22 protein-coding genes are annotated in these 25239 nt (G+C 53.9%); 13 read left to right on the top strand and 9 right to left on the bottom strand.

The window, feature by feature from the left end; translation table 11 throughout:
* Positions 1-24: 24 nt before the first annotated feature.
* Positions 25-1131: a cyclopropane fatty acyl phospholipid synthase gene (cfa, locus tag HMPREF1022_RS01065; protein WP_009301518.1), complete on the bottom strand. Its 1107-nt coding sequence runs from the start codon at positions 1129-1131 to the stop codon at positions 25-27.
* Positions 1091-1237, bottom strand: a complete 147-nt coding sequence (locus tag HMPREF1022_RS17875; RefSeq protein ID WP_156802786.1) for a hypothetical protein — start codon at positions 1235-1237, stop codon at positions 1091-1093. Before HMPREF1022_RS17875 ends, cfa begins: the two co-directional genes overlap by 41 nt.
* Positions 1238-1461: 224 nt before the next feature.
* Between HMPREF1022_RS17875 and rfbB the strand changes: the two genes are divergently transcribed.
* From rfbB to HMPREF1022_RS16880, 10 genes are all read left to right on the top strand, one after another.
* Positions 1462-2541, top strand: coding sequence for a dTDP-glucose 4,6-dehydratase (rfbB, locus tag HMPREF1022_RS01060; protein WP_008683782.1), 1080 nt, complete (start codon positions 1462-1464; stop codon positions 2539-2541).
* A 14-nt stretch (positions 2542-2555) separates the two neighbouring features.
* Entirely contained in the window at positions 2556-3431 is an 876-nt protein-coding gene (rfbA, locus tag HMPREF1022_RS01055; protein ID WP_009301517.1) for a glucose-1-phosphate thymidylyltransferase RfbA, read from the top strand.
* Positions 3432-3441: 10 nt separating this feature from the next.
* Positions 3442-3987: a dTDP-4-dehydrorhamnose 3,5-epimerase gene (gene rfbC, locus HMPREF1022_RS01050; RefSeq protein WP_009301516.1), complete on the top strand. Its 546-nt coding sequence runs from the start codon at positions 3442-3444 to the stop codon at positions 3985-3987.
* 11 nt (positions 3988-3998) lie between these two features.
* Positions 3999-5090, top strand: coding sequence for a glycosyltransferase family 2 protein (locus tag HMPREF1022_RS01045; protein ID WP_009301515.1), 1092 nt, complete (start codon positions 3999-4001; stop codon positions 5088-5090).
* Positions 5091-5424: 334 nt separating this feature from the next.
* Positions 5425-7857, top strand: a complete 2433-nt coding sequence (locus HMPREF1022_RS01040; RefSeq protein WP_009301514.1) for a glycosyltransferase — start codon at positions 5425-5427, stop codon at positions 7855-7857.
* Positions 7858-7882: 25 nt separating this feature from the next.
* Positions 7883-11320: a methyltransferase domain-containing protein gene (locus HMPREF1022_RS01035; RefSeq protein ID WP_035060186.1), complete on the top strand. Its 3438-nt coding sequence runs from the start codon at positions 7883-7885 to the stop codon at positions 11318-11320.
* Between the two features lie 12 nt (positions 11321-11332).
* Entirely contained in the window at positions 11333-12451 is a 1119-nt protein-coding gene (gene wecB, locus HMPREF1022_RS01030; protein WP_009301512.1) for a non-hydrolyzing UDP-N-acetylglucosamine 2-epimerase, read from the top strand.
* 59 nt (positions 12452-12510) lie between these two features.
* A complete protein-coding gene (locus tag HMPREF1022_RS01025; RefSeq protein ID WP_009301511.1) occupies positions 12511-13458 on the top strand; it encodes a LicD family protein in 948 nt (315 codons plus the stop codon).
* Between the two features lie 47 nt (positions 13459-13505).
* A complete protein-coding gene (locus tag HMPREF1022_RS01020) occupies positions 13506-14120 on the top strand; it encodes an HAD-IB family phosphatase (protein WP_009301510.1) in 615 nt (204 codons plus the stop codon).
* Positions 14078-14716 carry a phosphocholine cytidylyltransferase family protein gene (locus tag HMPREF1022_RS16880; RefSeq protein ID WP_009301509.1) on the top strand — a complete coding sequence of 213 codons (639 nt, stop codon included), beginning with the start codon at positions 14078-14080 and terminating at the stop codon, positions 14714-14716. The genes HMPREF1022_RS01020 and HMPREF1022_RS16880 overlap by 43 nt, the downstream gene beginning before the upstream one ends.
* A 2-nt stretch (positions 14717-14718) precedes the next feature.
* Here the strand turns inward: HMPREF1022_RS16880 and HMPREF1022_RS16875 are convergent, their stop codons facing one another.
* The 4 genes from HMPREF1022_RS16875 to HMPREF1022_RS16435 form a co-directional block, all read right to left on the bottom strand.
* A complete protein-coding gene (locus HMPREF1022_RS16875; RefSeq protein WP_009301508.1) occupies positions 14719-15354 on the bottom strand; it encodes a methyltransferase domain-containing protein in 636 nt (211 codons plus the stop codon).
* A 99-nt stretch (positions 15355-15453) separates the two neighbouring features.
* The gene (locus HMPREF1022_RS01010; RefSeq protein ID WP_232221518.1) at positions 15454-16449 is read right to left on the bottom strand and encodes a hypothetical protein; all 996 of its coding nucleotides are present in this window, start codon (positions 16447-16449) and stop codon (positions 15454-15456) included.
* Positions 16450-16482: 33 nt separating this feature from the next.
* On the bottom strand, positions 16483-18630 hold the full coding sequence (locus HMPREF1022_RS01005; RefSeq protein ID WP_009301506.1) for an HD domain-containing phosphohydrolase: 2148 nt from the start codon (positions 18628-18630) through the stop codon (positions 16483-16485).
* A gap of 131 nt (positions 18631-18761) precedes the next feature.
* A complete protein-coding gene (locus HMPREF1022_RS16435) occupies positions 18762-19616 on the bottom strand; it encodes a transglutaminase-like cysteine peptidase (RefSeq protein ID WP_232221517.1) in 855 nt (284 codons plus the stop codon).
* 354 nt (positions 19617-19970) lie between these two features.
* On the opposite strand from HMPREF1022_RS16435, the gene HMPREF1022_RS00995 reads away from it, so the two are divergent.
* The 3 genes from HMPREF1022_RS00995 to HMPREF1022_RS00985 all read left to right on the top strand — a co-directional run bounded on the left by HMPREF1022_RS00995 (position 19971) and on the right by HMPREF1022_RS00985 (position 21092).
* Positions 19971-20327 (top strand): pyrimidine dimer DNA glycosylase/endonuclease V, encoded by a 357-nt coding sequence (locus HMPREF1022_RS00995; protein ID WP_008683764.1) that lies wholly within the window; start codon positions 19971-19973, stop codon positions 20325-20327.
* 202 nt (positions 20328-20529) lie between these two features.
* On the top strand, positions 20530-20892 hold the full coding sequence (locus HMPREF1022_RS00990; RefSeq protein WP_009301504.1) for a hypothetical protein: 363 nt from the start codon (positions 20530-20532) through the stop codon (positions 20890-20892).
* On the top strand, positions 20886-21092 hold the full coding sequence (locus HMPREF1022_RS00985; RefSeq protein ID WP_009301503.1) for a hypothetical protein: 207 nt from the start codon (positions 20886-20888) through the stop codon (positions 21090-21092). The genes HMPREF1022_RS00990 and HMPREF1022_RS00985 overlap by 7 nt, the downstream gene beginning before the upstream one ends.
* Before the next feature lie 303 nt (positions 21093-21395).
* Here HMPREF1022_RS00985 and bioA read toward each other — a convergent pair whose 3' ends face one another.
* The 3 genes from bioA to HMPREF1022_RS00970 form a co-directional block, all read right to left on the bottom strand.
* Entirely contained in the window at positions 21396-23504 is a 2109-nt protein-coding gene (bioA, locus tag HMPREF1022_RS00980) for an adenosylmethionine--8-amino-7-oxononanoate transaminase (protein ID WP_009301502.1), read from the bottom strand.
* Complete coding sequence (gene bioB, locus HMPREF1022_RS00975) at positions 23497-24438, bottom strand: biotin synthase BioB (protein WP_008683755.1); 942 nt, start codon at positions 24436-24438, stop codon at positions 23497-23499. The genes bioA and bioB overlap by 8 nt, the downstream gene beginning before the upstream one ends.
* A 335-nt stretch (positions 24439-24773) precedes the next feature.
* A complete protein-coding gene (locus HMPREF1022_RS00970; protein WP_008683753.1) occupies positions 24774-25172 on the bottom strand; it encodes a MucR family transcriptional regulator in 399 nt (132 codons plus the stop codon).
* Between the last annotated feature and the right edge of the window lie 67 nt (positions 25173-25239).

Here is a 25239-nt window from a genome sequence, read left to right as displayed (position 1 = left end):
TGCTTTCGGCATGGCATTGCGGCTTCAGGGCCGACGATATCCTCCCACAGCCCCGTGCGGGCTGAGTACGATCTGCCACAATTGCAGATCACGCGCGCGGAACGCCCCGGCGCAACTCAGCAAATAGTAATGAAACATACGAAACACGCTTTCCGAGCAAGAGAATTTTCCCTCTTCCCGTCCTCGTCTGAAGTTCTCGGCCCAGGCCATCAGAGTCTTGTCGTAATCGGCCCCGAAATTGTGCCAGTCTTCCATGACAAAACGTCCGGCAATGGCATTACCGATCTCGGCAATGCTGGGCAGGATGCCGTTGCGGAAGATATATTTTTCAATCCACGGGTCCACGGAAAGGCGTTTCTGATTGGCGCCGATGGTGTGCAGCAGAAAAAGGCCGTCCTCACGGAGCAGATGATGGGCCGAATCCATGAACACGGCATAGTTTTTGTGGCCCACATGCTCGAACATGCCAACGGAAACAACGCGCTCATACTTCCCGATCAGGGAACGATAGTCTTTCAGCAGCCACTCCACATCCAGGCCCTGGCTGTGGCTCTCGGCATATTGGGCCTGAGCCCAAGAAACCGTGACGCCCGTCACATGCACACCATACTGCTGTGCCATATAGCGACCCAGGCCGCCCCAGCCGCAGCCGATGTCCAGGACGCGCATACCCGGCTTTAACTGCAATTTGCGGCAGATCAGCTCCATTTTATCCTGCTGGGCCCGCTCCAGGCTGTCGGCGTGTTCCCAATAACCGCAGCTATACTGCATGAATGGGTCGAGCATGGCTTCAAACATGTCGTTGTCAAAGTCATAATGCCCTCTGGCCACCATGCGGGCGCGGGCCACGCTTTGCAAATTACGCAAGGCATAGGCGGCAATGCCCAGCAAGACCGGCAGGGTCAGCCGGAAATGCTTTTCCAGGTCGCCGCGCATAATCCGGTAAAAGAGCTGGTCTAGGGCTTGGCAGTCCCACCAGCCTTCCATATAGGCTTCGCCGAGGCCCAGGCTGCCCTGACGGATGACCCGGCCCCAAAGGCGATGGTTATGTATTTGAATATCCCAAGGTCGGGATCCGTTTATCTGTACGTCAATCTTGGCCAGCATCTCCTTGATGACCGACTCTGTCATGGTTATGGCTCCAAATGCTTTTTCCGCCGCTCTGTATTGTCAAAAAGCCGCCGCCGAAAAAGAACAGCGGAAACAAAAAGAAGGTCAGGGCCAACAGCTTTTTCATATATTACCTTATACTTCTTTTGAAGTATCCCCATCCGCGCCTGTTGACAAGAGGCGCATGTCCTAAAAATACCTTATTATTTATTATAGTTAAATAAAAAATTTACGGCCTTGCACTTGTGCATAACAAAAGGCTACGGGGTACGCGGCGAACTTTGCCTTGCGGAACGGATTTTGCTATTACTTCGGACATATCACTATGCTTCTGCCCCACAGGATGAATTGATGGCACATACTCTTCTGGTTACGGGCGGCGCGGGCTTCATCGGCTCGGCTGTAGTCCGCGAGATGCTTTCGGCCAGCGCTTGGCGCGTGGTCAATGTGGACAAACTCACCTACTCCGGCAATCCGGCCTCCCTGGCCGATGTGGCGGACAATCCGCGTTATAATTTCATCCAGGCCGACATCGCGGATGCCGCGGCCATGCGCGCGGCCTTTGAAATTTTTGAGCCGGACGCGGTCATGCATCTGGCGGCGGAAAGCCATGTGGACCGCTCCATTGACAGCCCGGCGGCCTTTCTGGAAACCAACGTGCACGGCACCTTTGTCCTGCTGGAAGAGGCCCGTCGTTACTGGAAAAGCCTGACTGCCTCGGGTTCCCCCAAGGCTCGGGATTTTCGTTTCCATCATATCTCCACAGATGAGGTTTTCGGCGATCTGAGCGGCGGCCAGGGCTTTTTCACTGAAGAGACGCCCTATGCGCCCAGTTCGCCCTATTCGGCCAGCAAAGCGGCTTCGGACCATCTGGTGCGGGCCTGGCAGCGCACTTACGGCCTGCCAACTCTGGTGACCAATTGCTCCAATAATTACGGGCCGCGCCAATTTCCGGAAAAATTGATTCCTCTGACCATTCTCAATGCCCTGGCCGGGCGGGAGCTGCCTGTGTATGGCGACGGCGGCCAGATCCGCGACTGGCTCCATGTGGAGGATCACGTGCGCGCCCTGCTCCTGGTGCTGGCGCGTGGGCGTGTGGGCGAAACGTATGCCGTGGGTGGGCACTGCGAAAAAAGGAATATCGACGTGGTGCGCGCCATTTGTGAACTTCTAGAAGAAATGGTGCCTCAGAAACCGGCGGGAGTCAGCCGCTATGCGGATCTTATCCGCTTTGTGCGCGACCGGCCCGGCCATGACGGGCGCTATGCCATTGACGCCTCCAAGATCGCCGCGGAGCTGGGCTGGCGGCCGCGCGAAAGTTTTGCCACCGGCCTGCGCAAAACCGTGTGCTGGTATCTCGACAATGAAGCCTGGTGGCGGGCCGTGCTGGACGGCAGTTACCGTTGCGAACGCCTGGGAACCCAGGTCTGAGGAAGGGAAGAGGCATGGACTACAAAGGCATTGTTCTGGCCGGCGGCACGGGCACGCGCCTGCACCCCATTACCTTGGGCGTGTCCAAACAGCTTCTGCCCATTTACGACAAACCCATGATCTATTATCCCCTGTCCGTGCTCATGCTGGCGGGCATCAGGGAAATACTGGTCATTTCCACGCCTTTGGACCTGCCCCAGTACCAGCGCCTGCTGGGAGACGGCTCCCGTTTCGGACTGAGCCTGAGTTACGCCGTGCAGCCCGAACCCGCAGGCATTGCCCAGGCCTTTCTTATCGGCGAGCGCTTTCTGGAGTCGTCGCCGGTTTGCCTGATTCTGGGCGACAATATCTTTCACGGCCAGCATTTCACCGAAAAACTACTGCGCGCCGCTTCCCAGCGGCATGGAGCCACCATTTTCGGCTATATGGTCAAAGACCCCGAACGCTTCGGCGTGGTGAGCTTTGACGATGCGGGCAAAGCCATGGCTATCGTGGAGAAGCCGACCAAGCCCCTGTCGCCTTTTGCCGTCACCGGACTGTATTTTTACGACCACGTTGTAGTGGACATCGCCAAGGATATCCTTCCCTCGGCGCGCGGCGAGCTGGAAATCACCAGTGTCAACCAAGCCTATCTTGAACGCGGCCAACTGCGCGTGGAAAAACTGGGACGCGGCTTTGCCTGGCTGGATACAGGCACGCACACCAGCCTTCTGGAGGCCTCGGCCTATGTCCAGACCATTGAGGAACGCCAAGGGCTCAAGGTCGCCTGCCTGGAAGAAATCGCCTGGCGGCAGGGCTGGATAGACGACGCGGCCATGGAACAGGCCGGACGTTTTTTTGCCAAAACCGGTTACGGGCAATATCTGTTGCGCCTGCTGCGGACACGCTGAAGGAAAAAACATGGAATTCAAGAGGTTGGCCCCTAACGGTCCAGTGCTGATGATCCCGGCTGTCCACGGCGACGAACGCGGTTTCTTTATGGAAACTTTTCGTCAGAATGAATTTGAGGCCCAATGCGGCCCGCATACTTTTGTTCAGGACAATCACAGCAAGTCCCGGCAAGGCGTCCTGCGCGGCATGCACTATCAACTCCGGCAGCCCCAGGGCAAGCTGGTGAGGGTGATTCACGGGCAAGTTTACGATGTGGCCGTTGATCTGCGTGTTTCCTCGCTCACGTTCGGCCAAAACTTCGCCGCTCTCCTTGATGATGCGAATCGCCATATGCTCTGGGTACCGCCCGGCTTTGCGCACGGCTTTCTGGTGCTGAGTTCAGAGGCGGAATTCATATACAAGTGCACAACGTATTATGCGCCTGATGACGAATACTGTCTGCGCTGGGATGATCCAGTTCCCGGCATTACATGGCCATTACTCGCCAAAGAACTTGTCGTCTCCGCCAAAGACCGGGAAGGACTTGCCTTTGCCGATTGTCCCAAATATCATTGAACGGAGCGAAGATGACAAACAGACTCCCCCTCATTTCAGTCATCATTCCCACATATAATTACGGCCGATTTCTTCCTGACGCCGTTAAAAGCGTGCTAGGTCAGAAAAAAGACGGGCTGGCAGTAGAAATCATTGTCGTGGACGACGGTTCCACGGACGACACTGCTGATGTGGCTCAACGTCTGGGTTCGTCCATCCAGTATATCTATCAGGAAAATCAGGGGCTTTCAGCAGCGCGCAATGCAGGCATCCGGGCTGCCCATGGTGACTACCTTGTTTTTTTGGATGCCGACGATTTGCTGACCTCTGGAACACTGGCAAGCCATCTGGACAATTTTGCAGTCCATCCAGAATTGGACGTCAGTGTCTGCCTGAGCCTTCAGACCTTTTCATCTGACAGCGAAAGACGCAATTATCTGTGGCCGCTCAAATGCGCCCATCTGGATATGCACCTTTGCCACAGTAATATTTCTCCAGTGCATACCTTTATGCTACGCGCCGAAGCCGCACAGGAAATCGGCTTTTTTGACCCCGATCTCAAGGCCTGCGAGGATCAGGACTATTGGCTGCGTTGCGCCGCTCTGGGCAAGCGTTTTGGGGCCAATCCCGAGGGCTTGGTCATTTACCGGCAGCACGGCCAAAGCATGACCAGCCAGATGTCACGACAGTTGGCCCATGACGGTGCTATTCGTTTTAAAATCAGCAGATTGCTGGAAACCAGACCGGACTTTCCCCGGGCCGGAAAATTTTACGGCTGGCTGGCGCACGCTGCCGGAACCATAGGTAGTGCTTGCGGTTTGTACCAACGCGCTTCGGATTTTGCCCTGAGGCTGATGGACGAGTCGGCCCAAGGCATACTGAGAGCCGCAGCACTGGCAGATCAAGCGAAGCCGGAGGATATGTATCTGCCTCTGGCGGAACGCTACTTCGCCGGGGAATACCTCTTGCGGGCCAAAAATTTTGCCGCCTTCTCCAGCCGCAGCCAGGAAAAGGCAGTCAGCTTTCTTACAAAACACTATTCTCAGCTTGCCCTGGACAACGATGCATTGGATGCAAAACAAAAAAAATTTTCCCTCGGCTATGTTGTGGCAAAGAGAGAATGATGACGACAATCAAAGCACATTACACTCGCTGATCTAGATTAACTTGCTAGTTATTGCTATCTCAAAGTCAGCCTGTTCTAAATAATTTAAATTGGCCTATTCTAACGCTGTATCGCTACTGTCAATCCTTATTGGCGACAACATAGCTATGCGAAGATTGACAGCAGCTATAGCTGATTCCTTCGGATAAATGATCTTCTGAAACAGCAAAGCGTTTCAAAGATAATTTTTTATAGTATATATATTTATTTTGAATTACTGTTTTATTGAAATGTCTCTAAGGCTATCATAACGCATTATCAAAAATACACAAAGATCTTGTTGGAGACATGGCATGACAGTTTCGGAATTTATCAAGGGCGCCCCCATGCGTCCTCCCTCACATTTTATCGGCCCTATCGCTTGGTGGAGCGATTCATTAACCTGCGGAGGAATTGAGCGCCAAGTAGTAGCTAGCGCTAAGTATTTTCAAGAACGAGGTCGACAAATTACTTTACTCTGCTATAATATTACCTATGAGGGAAATAATTTTTTCCTCGAAGATGCCAGATCTTGCTCTAAAGTTCTAGAATTCTCACTTAAGATGATAGATCACGACTTATTTAAAATAGCGCGCCACATCATTACAACTTTTATTGATGACCTTTCTCCAGTTCTACGTGACAGCATTTCTGCCTATACCGCATGGTTGATATGTATACGGCCACGCATATTGCATATTTGGAATGCCGATAATCTCGCAACATTGTTGGCCGCTGTCATAGCTGGTGTACCTAGAATTATTATCGCCGGGCAAAGTCTTTCCCCTGCACAACGAGCGCCATATGGCTTTGAAAGTGTTAATGATCAGGCTGCGTTCTGTATTCTTGCCAATATCATGCAATTGCCCAACGTGTTTATGACCAATAACAGCCGGGCTGGATGCAGGACATATGAAGAATGGCTGGGCCTGCCTCTAGGAACAGTTTCCCTTACTCCAAATATCTTTGATTTGAAAAAATGGCCGCATCCTGATGTTGCACAAATGGGGAGGCTACGTCAGAACCTAAGTATTCCTAATCACGCACGTATACTCGGAGGTCTGTTCCGGTCTGTTTCAATCAAAGATCCAGAACTTTGGGTCAGCACTGCTATTCGGGCCTGTTCGACCATACCAGACCTTTACGCTGTTGTCGGCGGCCCCGGCAATCAGGACTTCATGCACTTCATCGCCCATACGCCCTTTGCCGGACGCATTCTTTTTCCCGGCCTCATCAAGGATGTACCTGCATTTTTATCCCAATGTTCAGTATTTCTGCATACGGCCCATGTGGAAGGCCTGCCTAATGCCATTCTTGAAGCTCAGAGCTATGGAATTCCTGTGGTCACTACCCGTTGCGGCGCAGTAGATGACGTGGTGGAGCACGGGAAAAGCGGTTTTGTAGTGGATGAAAGAAATGAGGTTGTTCTTGCAAAACATGTTGAATATTTACTTGCTGATGAAGAATTTTCCCGCCGCGCGGGTCAAGCGGGACGGGAGCGGGTGGCCAGGGAATTTTCCCCTGAGCGAGCCGGAGATATGCTATGGCGAATGTACGATATGGTTTTGGCAACGACATCAGACCCGGCGCCTGCCATAAACACGGAAGATACAGCTTGCGAAGCTGTGGAATTAGGCGATGCTGTATGTCCCTTGGTCAGTATTGTCCTGCCGACCTATAATCATCTTGCCTTTCTGCCCCAGGCAGTTGATTCTGTTCTTAAACAGGACTATCCAAACTTCGAACTGATTATCGTGGATGACGGTTCCACCGACGGAACGCATGACTATCTGGCAGGCCTTTCTTCACCCAAAATACGGACGCTGAGTGGTCCCAACACCCGCTTGCCCACAGCATTGAACCGGGGCTTCGCGTTGGCACGTGGCGAATATCTGACATGGACTTCAGCGGATAATATCTGCCTGCCGCATTTTTGCGGCAGGCTGGCCAGAGCATTGCAGACCTTCCCACAGGCAGGCTTTGCCACAGCACCTTTTGCCATTGTCGACAGGCAAGGTTTCATCACGGGGAAATTGGAAAGCAAAATTTCATTGGACCGGATGTTGGCGAATAATGCGGGAGTCGCGGCCTTTATGTATCGTCGGGATGTGGCTCAAAAAGTCGGGCAGTATGATCCCGCCCTGGAAGGTGCCGAAGACTGGGATATGTGGCTGCGTCTTTTAGAGGTCACCAAGGTAATCCATGTACCATACGTCTTGTATCACTACCGGAATCATGACAATTCCCTTACCGCCACGATATCGGACAAAGTTCGATTATCTTCAACCCGTACAGCCGCTCGGGCTTTGCGGCGCGTGGAAAAAAGCGGAGGCGTGAGAGCGCTTTTTCCCCAGATCGCGCATTGCAAGGATAAAGAGCTCGCTTTTTTTCACGCCCATTTGATACTGGGCAGCAGGTTTCTGGAACCATCTTCTTTTCTTAAGGGCTTTGCCGCCAAATACTTGGGGACGGCATATGCGCAACATCCCGACGATCTTGCGGCTATGGGCAATTACGCTGTGGCATTGGCATGGCATGGACGTTGGAAGGATGCCGAAGATCTGTTCCACAAAGGGGAAATCAGCGCCCCGGAACAATTTGTTCAACTCAGAGAGCACTGTGCAAAACAACGCCGTTATATCGGTACAGATTCTTTCTGCTGCCCGACGTTCGCGCTTCCCGAGCTGAAAGAAAGCGAATTACTGCAGCAAGTGGCAGCTTCACAGCTCAACTATACTGATTTCTAATCGCGCCATAAAGGCAGGATTTTGTATGCTTCAAAAAAAAGATGTAAAATCTGAGGTCGAATTTTACCTCGTTGATGCCTTTGAGATATATCATTATTTACCGATATATTATGAGCTTATAAAGCGTGGCGTTAACACAAAAATAATTTCTGAACCATGTTCTATAAATATTGGCGGCGGCTATTTTGATTACAATACAGCTATTAAAATTTTAGAAGAAAACAATATTGACTATTCCACAGAGTGCAATCCAGATGCATGTGTTTCTATTACAACACAAAGATCTAATATTTTAAAAAAATATAAAAATACTAAAATTCATTTATCTTATGGCGTTAGTCTGATAAAATCTATTTTTAGCCTCAGCAACGAATCCTGCTTCGGCTTTGATGCCAGAATTTTACATGGTCTTTTTTCCCAAAAAAATCTTATCCCCTATATGGATAGGGACGTACTCTATCCTATCGGCTACCCAAAGCATGACAGCTATTTTAAAAACAAACCAGAAAAAAATGTTCTCCTGCATCAACTTGACATAGCTACCAATAAACCTATTCTTGTCTATCTTCCAACATATGATGAAGATACGTCCATACAATTATTTGGAAATGAAATAGGAGTATTGCGGGATAAATTTTATATACTTACCAAGCCGCATCATTGTACAGCAAGACTACCAGAAAAATCATATGATCTTGAAAGACTTTATGCCATCTCTGACAAAGTTCTTGATGGAAATGCTTCTTTCACGGACATTTGTAGTTGTGCTGATTTTTATATTACCGATGCAAAAAGCGGAGCCAGCCTGGAATCCCTCTATATCAATTCCAAACCAGCAGTTTTTCTTACCCCGCGAAATGGGCCAGCCCTTAAACAATTTTACCCGGAACTTTTTAAAATTGCGCCTGTCATCAATGCCAAAAACCATCTTTCCACATATATAGAAAAATTTTTTGAAAATACATTTCCTATAACTACAGTAGATATCGAATATTTTTTAGGAAAAAGAGATGGCCATTCCAGTGAGCGCGCAGCAAATGTTATCATGAAATACTGTCAGGCTTCCCCAAAAAATAAAATATCAATTGCGAAAAAATGCAATACAGCTGATACTATGACTCCAATCCAGCACAGCGCCTGTAATGCCATAAGCTGGCTACATACGCACTCATCCAATGGAGGAGCCAATGTCAGCCATAAAAATACCGTCCCTTATCCTGAGGTTACCGGCTACCTGATCCCCACCCTGCTGAAATGGAATCAACCGCAACTGGCTATGTGTTATGCCCGCTGGCTGTTAACGATACAAAATGCCGATGGCTCTTTTTCCGGCCCAGGCATGACAACACCTTTTGCTTTTGATACAGGGCAGATTATCCGCGGGCTCGCAGCTATCGTTCCTTCTTTACCCGAAGCGGAAGTGGCTCTGGAAAAAGCCTGCGACTGGATTATGCGCACAGCCACACCCGAAGGCCGGCTGGCCCTGCCTGAAAATATGAACGGGTGGCGTCTGCCGGACGGCCGTGGATTCGTTAATGAAGCCATCCACCTCTATGTGTTGCCGGGGCTGGTCACGGCAGGAGATGTTCTCAACAAGCCCGAGTATGCCCACTTTGCCCGGTGCTCACTGGACTACTATATTACACACTGCAATTTGACCAATTTTCTCGCGCCCAACATGCTGCTGCATTTTTACTGCTATATTCAGGAAGCGCTTTTTGATCTTGGCGCTGACGATATTTGCCGCCTGGGTATGCGCGTATTGGAGGATATTCAGGGGGATAACGGCCTGATACCCGCGTATGCAAATGTCTCGTGGATCTGCACACCGGGCCTGATTCAGTCGGCTCTGGTCTGGCTCAAACTGAAAGATATGGAACACGCCCTGCCTGCCTTGCGTCTGGCAGGTTCGCTCCAGACGGCGTCGGGCGGATTTCCCGGCAGTGTCGGAAACGGCGCGATGTACTTTCCCGACGAAGAACTCTCCTGGGCAGCCAAATTCTGGCTGGATGCGCTGCAGCACTATGAACAGTACGATGTCCCCCTTGATCAATCCGATTCTGTAGCCGTATATGGAGAGGAAGTCCGTATCTTTTCGGAAAAGGAAATACCCATCATCAGTCTGGAACAGGCGGCCATAAAACATCTCGAGTCCGAAAAGCGCATGGCGGCGCAGTACGACTCTCCCGCTACGGCGGAAAGCGAGCTCGATTCTGTGCCCACCCTTCTGGATTGGGGGCGCAGGGCCGAGGCACTGGCGCTGGTAAAACATGCCCTATCAGCAATGGACGCAACTACGTGGGATGCGCCTGAAAAACTGTTCCTGCAGGGTGATCTGATCCGTGTCTTCCGGCAGCCTGAAGTGCGGATGATGCAAGGCGATGCCCCGTTGAAGGAACTTTGTCTGAACGTATTTCGCCGTCAACGGCAAACCGTGCATGAAGCTCCCGGTCTTTTTTACTGCTTCAACGAGCTGTTGCATGCCGGTATGACGTTAGGGGAAAAGAGCTGGGCGGATTGCGCCCGAAGTTGGGCCACGCGCCAGGGAGGCTTGCCGGACCAGCCGCCTTCGATACATCTGATTTTGGAATCTGTCGGCGTGGGGCAGTTGCTCACCCCCGCCAATGGCGTGGCCTTGCTGCGCAAAGTGGCGGCAGGCATCGGCCTTCCGCCCCAGGCCGGGCATATGCAAAAAACATATGCATCCCTTTCTCTGGCGCTTGCGTGGGGCGCATGGACGCTGGGTGATGACGAGCTGGGACAGTCCGCTTTCTGCCGGGCCGTCGCCGCCCTTGCGGACGGCAACAGCAAAGCGCTGCAATCCGATATTTTCGACGCACTGACGGCAAAGGCCTTTCTGGATGCCCTTTCCGCCATGCAGCGCTGCCGTTTTGCCTTGGAGTTTCCGCTGTTCCAGGATGACATCGCCTCTGACGACGGCCGTTTGCTTTTCGTACGCGATACTCTGCCGTGCTCTCCCGAGGCTCGCATTCTTGATATCGGCACTGCCAAAGGACGTTATTTGCGCAGATTACGCGCAATGGGCATCACCGCGCACATGACGGCGCAGGATGTGCATCCCAGCTTTTTCCGCTTCATGCCCAAAGGAGTAGCGACAGGCATCGGCACGGTGCTGCGCACCGGTTGGGATGACGCCGCCTTTGATGCCGTGACGCTTTGTGAAGTGCTTGAACATTGCATTGATCTGCCTGCGGCCGTCAGAGAGTTGAGCCGCATTCTGAGCGACGGCGGCAAACTGATTATCATTGACAAAAATATTGATCGGCTTGCCGCCTGGCCCGGCGGCATTCCGCCCTGGGAGCAGTGGTTTGACAGGGAAGCACTGGCGGACCTGCTCAACAATAATGGATTCACCGTTGAAAATATTGCGGCCGACTTGCCCTATGAAAACCGCCGGGACGGCCTTTTCTTCGGTCTGGCCGCTACCCGAAAAAAGGTATAACGGTCGCGCCCTATGAAAAAGGTACTTGTTATCGCCGGTACGCGGCCCGAAGCCGTCAAGCTGGCCCCAGTAGTACACGAACTGCGTCGCAGGCCGGATGATTTTGAGGTGCACCTCTGCTCCAGCGGCCAGCACCAGAGCATGCTTGAACAAACCCTGGCCGATTTTGGTCTCAAGCCGGATTCTTCTCTCGGTGTCATGACCGGCAATCAAAGCCTTGCCGGACTCAGCAGCCGCCTGTTTGCCGAAGTGGACAACATACTTGATACGCTTGCCCCTGATGTGGTTCTTGTGCAGGGCGATACGACGACTGTCCAGGTTTCAGCCCTGAGCGCCTTTTACAGGCGCATTCCTGTTGGCCATGTGGAGGCGGGCTTGCGCACCTGGAATCTGGACTCCCCCTTTCCTGAAGAGCTGAATCGACGCGTGGTTGGACTTACGGCGCGCTGGCATTACGCCCCCACCGAACGTGCCAGGCAAAACCTGCTGGCAGAGCGCATCAGGCCGGAAGCCGTTATCGTTACGGGCAATACCGTCATTGATGCGCTGTATATGACGCTTGACACCATCCGCCGCCATCCGCCGGTTCTGACGCCCCGCGTTGAGGCGGCTCTGGCGCAAAACCACCCTGTTATTCTGGTTACCGGACACCGCCGGGAAAGTTTCGGCGACGGCTTTCAACGCATTTGCGCGGCCTTGAAAAAAATAGCCCTGGCCCTGCCCCATGTCCGGATTATTTATCCCGTACACCTTAACCCGCATGTACAGGGCCCGGTTTTCGAAATGCTGGGGGAAGTGCCCAATATCTTACTGGAAGCTCCCCTGCCCTATACGGCATTTGTGCGCCTGATGGATGCCTGTACGCTTATTCTTACAGATTCCGGCGGAATCCAGGAGGAAGGCCCCTCACTGAACAAGCCCGTTCTCATCATGAGGGATGCCACGGAACGCCCCGAAGGGATAGAGGCGGGAGTCAATAAATTGGTGGGCACCGATACGCAACATATTTTTGATGAAGTCGTCGGGCTTGTAAGCAACCCTTCGGGCATCGCAAAAATGCTGGAATCCGCCAACCCCTATGGCGACGGCAAGGCGGCACAACGTATTGCCGATCATCTGAAAATACAATAGTATTTTCAGCGGTTTTATTGCCGCATTTAGTGCACATCACATCAGAACAGAGGTGTTCTATGGCCGCTTCTCCCACCGACATGATTCTGAAAAAACTCCAACAAAAAATGTATGAAGCGGAGCATTATAAACGCCTCTGGCAGAACTCTCAGGCGCAACTCGACTACCTGAAAGAGCATGCCGACATTACAACATTAAAACCCGCTACAGGAAAATTGCGGCAGGAACAACTGGAACTGGTTGATTTTGCCAAGAATTTTTTTGAAGAAATTAAGGAACTGGATATCAAGCCTTTTCTTATTGGCGGGAATTTGCTGGGTGCGGTACGCCATAAGGGATTTGTCCCCTGGGATGATGATCTAGATTTTGGCCTGATGCGGGAAGACTATGACAAGCTGGTCAGTTTTGCAAAAAAGCACTATATTGTAACAGACTATACAAAAAATTATAACAAGAGTGAATGGAATTATGTTACTGGATACAATGAATTACGCCCATACCTAAAAACGTATCCCAATCAATATATCTTGGATATCTGGCTTGATCAGATCCAAATTTTTTATGGAACATCCATAGCAGACAGAAAATTTATTGATTTTTTTGCATTTGATTTTTATGACGAAAAATATGAATTTTCAGAGCACAAAAAATATCTGCACTATATTACACAAAAAAAAGTCTCTATTGATAATATCAGGGGAATTATTGATTTTTTAGACCATGAGATAAAACACAATAAAAATATAGTTCAAGAAAGCAATAAAATTTACTTTGGCATAGATAATGTTATGTCTTTTACAAAATCATTCAATACACAATTCATGCCAGTTGATGTAATATTTCCACTAAAAAAAATGCCATTTGAAAATATTGAATGTTATGCCCCAAACAACGAAAAAGAATATTTACTTTTTGATTACCCAAACTTTATGCAGTTTCCCAATGATTTGGGCGTTAGCCACCATCATTTATATCGGGATAAAGTTATACAGGAATATGGTGCATAATTTCTATTCAGTTACAGAGTAAACCTTTTACCGCAGTACGTTATCATATGATAAAATTTATTTTTGATATGGATGGCACAGTAACCGCCCAGGAAACTCTTCCACTGATTGCTGACTTTTTTGGTGTGCAGGATGAAATAAAAGAATTAACCAGAGAAACTATTGCGGGTAATGTCCCCTTTGTCGAAAGTTTTATCAGGCGTGTTCATATTCTGGGGAAATTGCCTGTGCAAGAAATCGCCGAACTGCTGGGGAAAGTTAAACTGTACCAGAAGGTTGTGGACTTCATCCACGCCCACGCGGAAGACTGCATCATTGCCACAGGCAATCTGGATTGCTGGGTTGCCCGGCTGGCGGAACGGATTTCTTCCCGTTTTTACTGCTCCGGCGGCTTGATTGAAAATGACCGAATAGCCAAATTGACAAGTATATTGAAGAAAGAAAAAGTTGTCACGTACTATAAAAATTTAGGCGCAACTACCGTCTTTATCGGCGATGGCAACAACGATATCGAAGCAATGCGGCTGGCGGACATTTCCATTGCTACAGGGCTGACCCATTGGCCGGCTCCCGGTGTCCTGTCAATCGCGGATTATCTGGTCTTCAGCGAGGAAGCATTATGCAGACAGCTCAATCAATTGTTATCAGTTGCGCAGGCATAGGCTCTCGTCTTGGGCTGGGCACGACAAAAGCCCTGTTGGAAATTGAAGGCCGTTCTTTAATAGCCTGGCAGTTGGAACTCTTCAAGGAAGTGGAAGATGTGCGGGTTGTAGTAGGCTACCAAGCCAATGAAGTAGTTAAAGAAGTACTGAAATACCGCAGTGACGTAATCTTTATCTATAATCACAACTATTTTGATACCAAAACAGGCGCCAGCTTTTACCTCGGCTCGCGCCACGCCAACAAATACGTTATCGAGTACGACGGAGATTTGCTGGTCCACCCTGATGATGTACGGCTTTGCCTCGAAACCGAAGGCGAATACATAGCCTACAGCGAAAAGATGTCCGATGACGCCGTGTTTGTTGTTGTGGACAAGGATGGTCAAGTTATGAACTTTTCCACACAACAAGGCGATTTCGAATGGACAGGACCAGCCTGTATCGATCGCAATAAAGTCCGCTATACCTCAGGAAATGTCTATAACCAGCTTGAGAACTTTTTGCCCATGCCAGGACTCAAAATACGGGCTTGTGATATTGATACCTTCGAGGACTATCAACGCGCAATTCAGTTTGTGCGCGGCTGGAAATCATAAGCTCATTTCTCCGCGACAAGAGCGTAAAAGTGCGTATTGTCCCAACGGTTGCACTCTTTTGGATAGATATCAACTACTTCAATATTATTAAACCCAACTTCGCGTAGTAACCGTATTTCCTTATCTATATACCGATATTGAGAAAAATAATTTTCTTGTAATTCTTCAGAAAATCCGTCTACAGTAACATCTTCGTGCAGTCCAAATTGATTTTTAACAATCATTTTACCTTGTTCTGAAACATAATTAAAATATTTAGAATATATTGACTTCGCCTCAATTTCATTGACATAATGCATTACTCCAAAAAATGAAACTATATCAAATAGTTTATTTGTTGAGAATTTATCAATATCGGAATTTACTATAGTAATTTTTCTATCTTTTATAATATATCTTGTAAACTGTGAAAATGGTTCTACAGCAACAATACTTCCAACATATGGAAAAAGTTTATTGACTATCAAACCAGTTCCTGCTCCTAGATCAAGAACTGTAGAATTTGGCTTTGCATACTTTCGGATAAAAGCGGTATCCATATCTGAAAAGTCGTTACTTTTTACTAATCTTACGGAGTTGGGAGTAAGTTTGTCTGAATGCGCCATTTTTTCAAAAAAAGTAAAAGCCTTCTCATTCATAAGTATTTTCTCCTATATAATACCACGATGTTAAAAAAAACATGGCGTGAGTATATTAATAAATTATTGCCATATCAATATAAAGCCCGCTCTGTTTCGTCAGCCGCCCAAAAAATCCCGCCCGCACTGCCTGGCCAACCAATGCAGGTATTCAGTATACTGCCGTTGCAGCAATGCCAAGGCATTTGATTCGGCCAGCGCATAGCGGCGTGGGGTTTTATTGCCCGTGCCCACCCAGTGTTTCAGATATCGCGTAAGCTCGAAATGCCGGGCGCGCAGCCCGAGAGCGTGCATGTCCCTGAACCAGGCCACGCCCGTATCAAGGTTTTCCGTACCGCAACGACGAAATGCTCCCGGCGTGAGGGCCGGACCCCATGGCGTGCAGAACGGACGGATCTTTTCCAGATCCAGCAGGCAGGCCCATTCGCTGACCCGGCATTCCGGCAGGGGCCAGGGCTGGCTGTCAAACATGCCCGCGAATCCCTCATCATAAGGCCGCACAAAAATACCGCGCTGCCGCGCCAGGGCATAGAGACGGCACAAGGCCTCATACTCCGGCCTGAATTCCGTATACCGCAACGGGCCGCATGCGCTGCGGCCCATAACCTCGCGCGTGAGTTCCTCACACCGTGCCGGACAGTTCCAACATTGCCCCACGGCTCCCACAGCGAAAGCGTCGCCCATTTCCCGCAGCATGTCTCCAAGAATATCGCGCAGCACCAGCACGTCGTTGTGCATCAGAAAAAGCTTGCGGCTCCGGCTCTGCTCAATGGCATATTGATAACGGATGCCCAGCCGGTAGTCCGGATCGTCAAGCCGGGCGGGATCGACAGCTTCGCGTGCCAGCCAGAAATTCGGCTGGAATACCTGACAGCGCTCGTCCAACTCCTCTCGCAGATACCGGGCAATATAATACGGGCTGATGGCATCGTATCGCGAACCATACGGCTCAAACTGCAGCCAGATCACCCCCACATGCTCCCCACTGTGCTTGAGCAGCGACAGCAGCGAGAGTGCGGTCTGAAACGGTTTGGCGAAAATATTGACCGCCACGTCCACCGTTTCAGCGCCCTCGGAAAGGGGTACGGGAGGCATTTGCCTGTCATCCATAACGGCTTATGCTCCCCTCTAATGCCGTGCGGGATCGATTTGCGACTCGCTCCTTTCATCCACCGGCCCGCCGCTTTCCTGCCCATCATCCGCCACAGGCGTTTCAATGGCCCGTTGCACGGCATCCGTCGGCAATTGTGCCAGCGCCGCCACCACAGCGGGATCAAAGCCGGGATCCTGGGAAAGCAGGCGCACCGCCTCATCCGGGCTCATGCCCGCCCGGTAGGAACGCGCGCTGACCATGGCGCAGAAAGCGTTGACCACCGCCAGAATACGGGCATTGGCCACGATTTCCTCACCCTTGAGGTGCCGGGGCTGGCCCGTGCCGTCCACGCGTTCACCCATCTGATAAACGGCTTCGGGCACCGGCAGGCCGAATTGCAGATCGTGCAGTGCTTTGTAGGCATATTCCGGCGCGCGCAGGACTTCCTGCTGTTCCTCGGGTGTGAGCTTGCCTTTCTTGGTCAGAAGATGATGCGGCACAAAGATCTTGCCCACCTGAGAGAGCCGCGCGGCCAAGCGCAGGGTTTCCCTGTCCTTGTCCGGCAACCCCATGCTGGCGGACAATAATCCCGAAACCCGCTCCATTTTTTGCGAATGGCCGATCAGATTCACGTCCACGCTTTCAATGGCCCGTACCAGGGCGGCAATGCTGTTGGCCTGACGTTCGCGCGCGGCCTCGGCCCGACGGCGGAATTCCGTGATATCCTGGAAAATTCCCACGCAGCCGCCCTTGACCTTTGCCCCGTCTTCCTGATTGTCCTCAAAGGGAAAAAGCGTCACGCGGTAGAGGCGCGCGCCGTCAGGCCGGTCCAGAGAAATTTCAATGCTGTCCATCCGGCCGCTGCCGCTCACGCGCTCCATACCTTGGAGTAAATCAGATGCGGCCTTTTGCGGCAGCACGTCTGCCAGGGCCGCGTTAGCCATGTCCTCTTCGTTTCGGGCCGCGATCTGGCAAAATGCCGGATTGCAGACCTGCACACGGCCCTGGCCGTCCACCAGCAAGAGCCCGGCCTGCAGCGAGGCATTGATGCTGTCCAGCATCAGCTTCTGCTGGCGAATCACCGTATACAGATGCTGGAAATGGCGGGCCGTGGCCCGGTGCGACCGGCTGATCATGCTGGCCCAGACAAAAGCCAGCAACAGGGCGACACCCAGACTGCCCAGCACGCCCAGGCCGTAAATCTGGGTGGCCTGTCCTTCCAGTTGGGAATCCACCAGAGAGGCGGGCACCTCCACGACCAAGCACCAGTCCAGGTCCGTGAGTTTGGCGCCCAGGGAGTAGACTTCTCCACCGCCTGCCAGGGCGTTGCGACGCATAAAAGGCAGATTCAGGTCATTTCCCGGCTGAAAGGCGGCCGGTACAAGGACGGCTTTGCCGTCACGCAACAGCACTACCTCCAGGCCTTCGGGGCCCCGATCCCAAATGCGCGGCTGGAAATCCTCATGCTGCTCCGGGCTCTGGGTCAGAAAACCGATCATGGCTTTTTCCACGGGCACGGTGAGCAGCAGAAAGGCCACAGGTTTGGGGTCACCCTCGCCCAGCACCTCATACAGCGGATCAACCATGTCCATGACCAGACCGTCGCCCAGATTGCGCACAGGGCCGAAAGTCAGAGCCCTGGCCGTATCAGCGCGGCGCACCAGCGCGATCTGCGCCGGGCTGAGAGATGCGGCCTGTGCCGGGGCCACCAGTGAAGTCCCGTCCGGAGCCACCACGCGGGCGGCCGTCCAGCCCCTGCGGCGCACGAAATCCTGCAGGATATCCTGCATATAGGAGAGCTGCTCGGCCATGGAGCGCAGGGCCTCATTCTCGCTCCGGGCCGCGTCGGAAGCGGAGAGCCGGGCCAGCCCCTCGGGCCCCAGACCGCGCACATCCGCAGCGAACAGGCGGAACATTTCCGCCGAACTGATGAAACGCGCCTGCTCCACAAGTTTGTTGCGCCAGGCGCGGACGGATTCCAGCGACTTGTCCACCCAGGCCTGCTGGATGTCACGCTGCTTGCTCAGAATCTCCTGGGTGGTATACTTGAGCTGGAAATTGCAGAGCACAAAGGCCACGGCGGCCACCAGCACAAAGAGCAACAGGCCCACGCTCACCACGACGGTCTTTTTCATGCGGTACTGCCTGGCTACGGCCTGCGCGTTCATTTCCTGCATTTCCATATCAGTTCACCTTATTTCAGCTTGCGGCCTTTGAGATGCGCCCAGCGCCCGAATTCATTGACCGAATATTGCGGGCTGTAGTGGCTGAAGCGCGTATGGGACAAAACGGCGTTGCTCAGGCTGTCGAGCACCTAGGCGTCGTTGTTCATATACACCACCAACACGGCATGGGCCATATTGCGGATCGTATCGCGCACCACCACTATACGCATTGTTTCGGGCGGAATGCCCAATTCCTTAAGCGTAAAATATTTGATGATCGAATAATCTTCGCAGTCGCCGGATTTCTTCAGAAATTCCGCAGGGATCTCCCAATAATCTTCCTGGCCCCAATTGTCTGTGTCCTCACGGTACGGCCAGGTGTTCCAGAAAGAATTGACGTAGCGCAGAAGATCCATGGCATTTTTACCCTTGGCTTTCTCCTTGAACTGCGCCCAAGTCATCTTCTTGTTGAAATGTTTTTCCGGCAGAAAAATGGGATCAACCTGATTGCGCTTGAGCAGGTCCAGCCAGGCGGGCAGCGATGAAAGCGGCCGCTTGAATTCTACCGTGCCGAACAGTTTGATTTTCGACGCGGCAGATGCGGAAGACGCGACCGGAGGTTCCGCAGCTGCCGCAGAAGGCAGATCGTCCTTTTCGGGCAGAACAGCGGGCGGCGCCCCCACTGTATCAGCGGAAACGGGGCGTCGGGCTTGTGCGGGAGAATATCCGTCACTATCGGGGGAGGTGGAATCTGGAGGGCTCTGAACGACCTGGGCAGCGGCGTCGGGAGACGGCGTCTCTGACGGCGCGACGTCCGGCATTCCGTCGGGCAAGGAGGCAGATTCATCTTTGGGGAGCGACGGCGGCACGACGCTGAAGGCGGACTCGTCCACCTGATCCAGAACCTTGGGACGCTCTGAAACAGCGCTGTCGCCGCCCGGAACAACTCCAGGCGCGATATCCGCGGCAAAGCCGTAAACGCCCGCTGCCAGCAGAAAGCACACAACGGCCACGGCCTGGGCAAAAGCCCCGCCGCGCCGTTTCAACGGCTTGTCAGACTGGAAAAATATGGGCATGCGCGCCGCCTGCTCCTGCTGGAACACGTGAGCCTGAAACAGACGGCCGCCAAGCCGCCTCGGCCCTGGGAACTACAAGGAAAAACCGCAATATTTTTCCCATATGAAACCGAAGATTATCGTTCTTTTATATATACGTTGCCCGCTGCGCCTTGTCCAGACGGGGAAAACCTCAGGCCTTTCAGCCGGTCAATACGAATGACTTGGCAAGCGGCCTTAAATGCTTACAAACAATAATAACAGCCCCGTAACGGCTCAATAACGTGAACAAGGAGACCGACGATGCGGATGTGGCTGGTGCCGCCGTCACATATGTGCCGGAAGCACCTTTTGGGAGAACATGTGGAACTGCACATGCTTCTCGGCACCCTGAAGAAAGGGAAATCCATCACCGGCTTTCTGTCTGGCGGCCTGATCGACCCGTGCCGGATGTACAAACGGCATGGCGAACTGGTCCGGGAAATGGAGCGACGAGGCTATGCGCACAACTCGCCGCTGACGGAAGAAGAATGTACCGAGGCGCTCCGGGATTATGACTGCTCCACGGCGCACATCGACATAAATGCCAATGCGCTGGAGTTGCGGCGGCGCTGCCGGGAGTGTGCCCGCCTGATCCCGCCTGAGGCGGTTCAATCGTGAGAGGCCCCGTGAAAAACAGTAGAGGAATCGGGCCGTTCCTCCAATGCCCTGCCGCTCGCCCTGTGGGTCCTCTTTTGGGGAACATTTCATCTGTGTCAGATCACCGGGCAATAATTTCGGCGCATTATCGGACAAGTTTCTCCGGCTTGCCATAACAACCATTCTGCCCCATCCTGCCAGAAGATCGCCTGAAGGAGCGGATATGCGTTTTTGTCTGCGGCGGGGACGGCTGAAACTGGAATTGCGCGTCCGGCATCTGGGACGCGATCTCCAGATAATTCTGAGCGGCGGCGCGGCGCACTTGGGAGCAGTTGCTCTGGCCGCGCCGGACAAGGCCTCTGAAACAGCTTTATTTGTTCTGCCCGGCCATAGGGAGGACCAACTGGCCCGACGCATGGCCCGGCGTATGGCCGACGCTTTAAAGTGCGTTGTCTGCGTGAGCGCGGGCATCCATTACGACGACATCAGCAGGGAAGAAATCGCCGCGGTGGAAGACATGGCCGACGCTCTGACCGAGCGCTGCCTGGCCGACTTGGCGGCGAAACAAAAGGATGCAACATGTTGACAGTCAACGATCTGGAAGAATTGGAAACCTACATGCGTTCCGGCGAACTGGAAGCGGATTTCAAAGACGGTTGCGAGAACAACCGTTTTTATCTGCTGGAACTGCTGGAAAAACTCATGGACGTGGCTGAACTGGCCGACGCCACAGCCACGCGGCTCATCTTCCGGGGCCTGCCGGTGCCGCCGCCTCCCGCCGAATAACAGTCGTCTGGAACAGTTAACACTTGAAATGCTCGTTTACGGCGAGAAAAGGCCGCCTACTCGCATTTCGCGACAAGGATTTGTCTGCGCCCTGCGCCGCAACGGTCGGCGCGGGAGCTTTAGCCGCAGGCGAATTTGTGAGCTGTACGGATAAAGACAGCAACGCAGCTACGGACGGCGACAGCAATTAGTTACGTGGACAGACAGCCAGGAAACTACTGTCTCTGTCCGTTAGCAGGCTCTGCCTGCTAACGGCTACCGCGCGGAGCAGTCGGCGCGTTTCATGCGTGAACGGCCCTAACTTCATGCGCAATGCACGCCCCGGCGCAGAGCCGTCTCCACAGCCTCGCAGAGCCGGGCGACATCCTCAATCGGGCTCACATAGGGCGGCATGAGGTAAATAAGGCGGTTGAACGGTCTGATCCAGACGCCCTGCTCCACAAAGCAATTCTGGAGGGCCGCCGTATTCACGGGCTGCTTCGTTTCCACCACGCCGATGCCGCCCAGCACCCGCACATCCTCCACGCCGGACACGCGGCGGCAGGGCTCCAATCCACGGCGCATGGCCGTTTCCAGCCCGGCCACCTGCGCCTGCCAACGGTTTTCATCCAAAATGTCCAAGGCGGCCCCGGCCACGGCGCAGGCCAGGGCATTGGCCATAAAGGTGGGCCCGTGCATAAAGACCCGGCCTTCCCGGCAGATGCCTTGCGCGACTTCCCCGGTGCAGGCCGTGGCCGCCAGGGTGAGCATGCCGCCGGTCAGGGCCTTGCCGCAGCAAAGAATATCCGGCGTGATTCCGGCCCATTCAGCGGCGAAAAATCTGCCGGTGCGGCCGAAGCCCGTGGCGATCTCGTCAAAAATCAGCAGCGTGCCGGCCTTACGGCAGAGGTCCGCCAAAGCTCGCAGATAGTCCGGGTGGTAAAACCACATGCCGCCCGCGCCCTGCACCACGGGCTCCAGAATCACGGCCGCAATTTCTTCGCCGTGCCGTTCCAGCTGACAGCGGGCGTCGTCCAGACAGGCCGGATCAAAAGGCGTGTCAAAACGGCAGGACGGCCGTTCCATGAAGATCTGTTGCGGCAACAGGCCCGCAAACAGGCTGTGCATGCCCGTAACCGGGTCACAGACCGACATGGCCCCCAGAGTGTCGCCGTGATAACCGCCGCGCGGTGTCAGGAAACGCGTACGCCGAGTCTCTCCCCTGCTCTGCTGATATTGAAGGGCCATCTTCAGGGCCACTTCCACTGCCACGGAACCGGAATCGGCAAAAAAAACACGCTCCAGACCTTGGGGCATGCGGCGCAGCAGGCGTTCGGCCAGATCCACCGCCGGAACATGCGTCAACCCGCCGAACATCACGTGCGGCATGCGTCCGGCCTGGGCCCGCAGCGCCGCCAGCAGCCGGGGATGATTGTAGCCATGCGCCGCCGCCCACCAGGAGGACATGCCGTCGATCAATTCCCGTCCGTCGGCCAGGACAATACGATTGCCGTGGCTGCGCCGAACCGCGCAAAGGGGCGGCAAATGCACGGCCGAGGCATAGGGATGCCAGACAGCGCTATGGTCGCGTACCACCAAATCCGGAACCTGAGGACCGCGCCCTTGCTCCGCCAGGCGGCGCAGTTCTTCAACCAGCGGAGCCAGGCCAGAGGCCAGGATTTGCCAACCCGCACCGTCCAATCGTTCCAGGCGGGGCAGTTCCAGCACGGGCGCGCCGCAACCGGCCTGAGCCAGCCTCGTGCGCAGAATTTGGGGATTGTCAGCCAGAATACAGGCTTCGTCGTCATCCGGCGCATCCGCGGCAGTGGGACGCGTGGGAATCAGGGCCAGGGCACACAGCGACAGCCCCTTGTCGCGCAGAGAGGCCAGGGAAAGCAAGCTATGATTCAGCGCTCCCAGTCCGTTGCCGCCCACCAGCAGCACAGGCAGATCCAGATCGGACATCAGATCCAGCATGTCCTCGCTCTCATTGAGCGGCACGCACAGGCCGCCCGCGCCTTCCAGCAGCAGGATATCCGCCGCTCCGTCCAGGCTTTCCCAATGATTCAGGATGGTCCGGGCCAGACCCGCCACATCCAGGCGCGCGCCCTCACGCGCGGCAGCCAGATGGGGCGAGGCAGGCAGGGAAAAACAACGCAGCACCGCCGCCGGAGCCAGCCCCGGCAGGGGCGGCAGATCGGCCACAGCCGCCGCGTACACCGGCGCGTCGGCTTGAGACGCGGCGTATTCCTCCCCGGCGCGCACGCCGGTCTGCACAGGCTTTACAGCCTGAGCCGCCACGCCCGCCAGGCGCAGAGCCCGCAACAGGGCCGCCGTGACAACGGTTTTGCCCACATCCGTCCCGGTGCCGCTGACAAAAACGGCGCACAAAGGGCGACGGACCGCATCCCGTCCGGATTCCGCATCACGCATCACCGCCCGCCTCCAGGCCCTGAGCCGCGATCATGGCCAAATCCTCTTCAATGCCCTGCCCGTGGGTGGTGAGATAATCGCCGGTCATCAGGGCATTGGCTCCGGCGGCGAAAATTTCATGCTGCCGTGCCCCCAGCGTCGTGGGCCGCCCTCCGCAGATCCGCAGCGTGGCTTCAGGCAGAATATGGCGGAACAAGGCAATGATCCGCAGGGCCTCGTCAGCGGAGAGCGGCTGCTGACCGGCCAAAGGCGTTTCCGGATGGGGATGCAGAAAATTCATGGGCACATTGCGTACGCCCAGGGCCTTGAGACTGAAAGCAAAGGCAATGCGCTCTTCCCAGCTCTCACCCAGGCCGAACAGGCCGCCGGTACAGGCTGTCAGACCGGCGCGCATGGCGTGGGCCACAGTGTCTCGACGCTGTTCCCAGGTCTGAGTGGTGCAGACGCGCGGGTAATGGCCTTGTGCCGTTTCCAGATTGTGGTGATAGCGCGTGAGTCCGGCCTGGGCCAATTGTTCGAGCTGGGCCGAGTTCAGCCGTCCCAGCGAGGCGCAGACGCGGGGCCGCACATTGTCAGGCAAGGCGGCCAGCACGGCGCGCAGTCGCGCCAGCTCCGCTTCGCTGAGCGCGGCACCGCTGGTGACGATGCCGATATGGTTTACGGGCAGAGCGGCCAATTCCAGAATGCGTTCCCGAAGCGTTTCGTCCGGTAAAAGATCGAAAACAGCTATGGGCGTGTGATTGTGCCGACTCTGGGAACAGAAGCGGCAGTCCATGGCGCAGTTGCCGCTGCGGGCGTTGATGATGGCGCAAAGATCCACCTTGCGCCCGAAGACCGCCTCGCGCAAACGCCCGGCCTGTTCGAAAAGCCGGGCAGCGGGCAAAGACAAAAGAGCCTGAGCCTGGGCGGGCGTTGCCGCCGGAAACATATTCATCGTACCAACCTTCGGAATTCATGAAAGTGCTCTCTCCGGCATGCGCCGGAGAGAGCATAAGGACCTTGAAATTCTTGCCGCGAAATGCGCGGCGGCGGGCTTTGCTCGCCAGAAACGAGCATTTTACGTAGTAAATACGCTAAAAAGAAAGCCGCGCCGCTGTTTGTTCACACGCGGCACAGACATCAACGGCCGACGCCGTACAGAACAAATTACGCTTTAACCGCGATCAGCCACGGGTCAGACAACAATAAAAGGCACTTCGGCATACGCGACCGCATCCGGCGCAACAGCGGATATGGAAAAGCCCGCCATACAGCGGGCTTTTTTCCGTTTTATTTAACTTTACGCCGCTTTTCCCACAGCTTCATATCTTTCATCTTTTTGCGACGCTCGCGTTGCAGGGCTTTGCAAACAAGAGGCGCATCTTTCTTGAAGCCCCACTTTTCCCTGTACTCGGCGGTATCCATGCCGTGGCTGGCCAGATGCCGCTTGGTCAGGATTTTAAAGCTCTTTCCACATTCAAGGCAGGTAACGGATTTTTCTTTTACCGACTTGCGGGCTTCCTGAGCCATTTCCGCGCTGTCCAGCTCCACAGGAGCTTCGCCTTCGGCCACGGCACGGATGCCCATCGCCACCTTCTGAATAAAGGCCGCGATTTCCTCTTCGGTCATGATCCGTACACCGGCCTGCGCACGGGTTATTTCCAGCGCTTCTTTTAAATAATCGTCCATTACCTAACCCCTTCTTGGTATGTCTTCTGTTTTCAGCGCGACGCACGGTGCCTTAACATGCAGAGCC

The organism is Desulfovibrio sp. 6_1_46AFAA (assembly GCF_000224635.1).
Lineage (GTDB): Bacteria > Desulfobacterota > Desulfovibrionia > Desulfovibrionales > Desulfovibrionaceae > Desulfovibrio > Desulfovibrio fairfieldensis.
The sequence above is the reverse complement of the archived record's forward strand: the minus strand, read 5'-3'. Positions and strand labels throughout refer to the sequence as shown.

Bases quoted from the DNA above. Each gene is read 5' to 3' on its own strand.
- bioB (WP_008683755.1), bottom strand. From the start codon at position 24,438: ATGAATATGTTTCCGGCGGCAACGCCCGCCCAGGCTCAGGCTCTTTTG.
- HMPREF1022_RS01025 (WP_009301511.1), top strand. From the start codon at position 12,511: ATGGCCGCTTCTCCCACCGACATGATTCTGAAAAAACTCCAACAAAAA.
- HMPREF1022_RS00995 (WP_008683764.1), top strand. From the start codon at position 19,971: ATGCGGATGTGGCTGGTGCCGCCGTCACATATGTGCCGGAAGCACCTT.
- rfbA (WP_009301517.1), top strand. From the start codon at position 2,556: ATGGACTACAAAGGCATTGTTCTGGCCGGCGGCACGGGCACGCGCCTG.
- rfbB (WP_008683782.1), top strand. From the start codon at position 1,462: ATGGCACATACTCTTCTGGTTACGGGCGGCGCGGGCTTCATCGGCTCG.
- HMPREF1022_RS01040 (WP_009301514.1), top strand. From the start codon at position 5,425: ATGACAGTTTCGGAATTTATCAAGGGCGCCCCCATGCGTCCTCCCTCA.
- HMPREF1022_RS01035 (WP_035060186.1), top strand. From the start codon at position 7,883: ATGCTTCAAAAAAAAGATGTAAAATCTGAGGTCGAATTTTACCTCGTT.
- HMPREF1022_RS00990 (WP_009301504.1), top strand. From the start codon at position 20,530: ATGCGTTTTTGTCTGCGGCGGGGACGGCTGAAACTGGAATTGCGCGTC.
- HMPREF1022_RS16875 (WP_009301508.1), bottom strand. From the start codon at position 15,354: ATGAATGAGAAGGCTTTTACTTTTTTTGAAAAAATGGCGCATTCAGAC.
- bioA (WP_009301502.1), bottom strand. From the start codon at position 23,504: ATGCGTGATGCGGAATCCGGACGGGATGCGGTCCGTCGCCCTTTGTGC.
- HMPREF1022_RS01005 (WP_009301506.1), bottom strand. From the start codon at position 18,630: ATGGAAATGCAGGAAATGAACGCGCAGGCCGTAGCCAGGCAGTACCGC.
- HMPREF1022_RS01020 (WP_009301510.1), top strand. From the start codon at position 13,506: ATGATAAAATTTATTTTTGATATGGATGGCACAGTAACCGCCCAGGAA.
- HMPREF1022_RS01045 (WP_009301515.1), top strand. From the start codon at position 3,999: ATGACAAACAGACTCCCCCTCATTTCAGTCATCATTCCCACATATAAT.
- HMPREF1022_RS00985 (WP_009301503.1), top strand. From the start codon at position 20,886: ATGTTGACAGTCAACGATCTGGAAGAATTGGAAACCTACATGCGTTCC.
- rfbC (WP_009301516.1), top strand. From the start codon at position 3,442: ATGGAATTCAAGAGGTTGGCCCCTAACGGTCCAGTGCTGATGATCCCG.
- HMPREF1022_RS16880 (WP_009301509.1), top strand. From the start codon at position 14,078: ATGCAGACAGCTCAATCAATTGTTATCAGTTGCGCAGGCATAGGCTCT.
- HMPREF1022_RS00970 (WP_008683753.1), bottom strand. From the start codon at position 25,172: ATGGACGATTATTTAAAAGAAGCGCTGGAAATAACCCGTGCGCAGGCC.
- cfa (WP_009301518.1), bottom strand. From the start codon at position 1,131: ATGACAGAGTCGGTCATCAAGGAGATGCTGGCCAAGATTGACGTACAG.
- wecB (WP_009301512.1), top strand. From the start codon at position 11,333: ATGAAAAAGGTACTTGTTATCGCCGGTACGCGGCCCGAAGCCGTCAAG.
- HMPREF1022_RS17875 (WP_156802786.1), bottom strand. From the start codon at position 1,237: ATGAAAAAGCTGTTGGCCCTGACCTTCTTTTTGTTTCCGCTGTTCTTT.
- HMPREF1022_RS01010 (WP_232221518.1), bottom strand. From the start codon at position 16,449: ATGCCTCCCGTACCCCTTTCCGAGGGCGCTGAAACGGTGGACGTGGCG.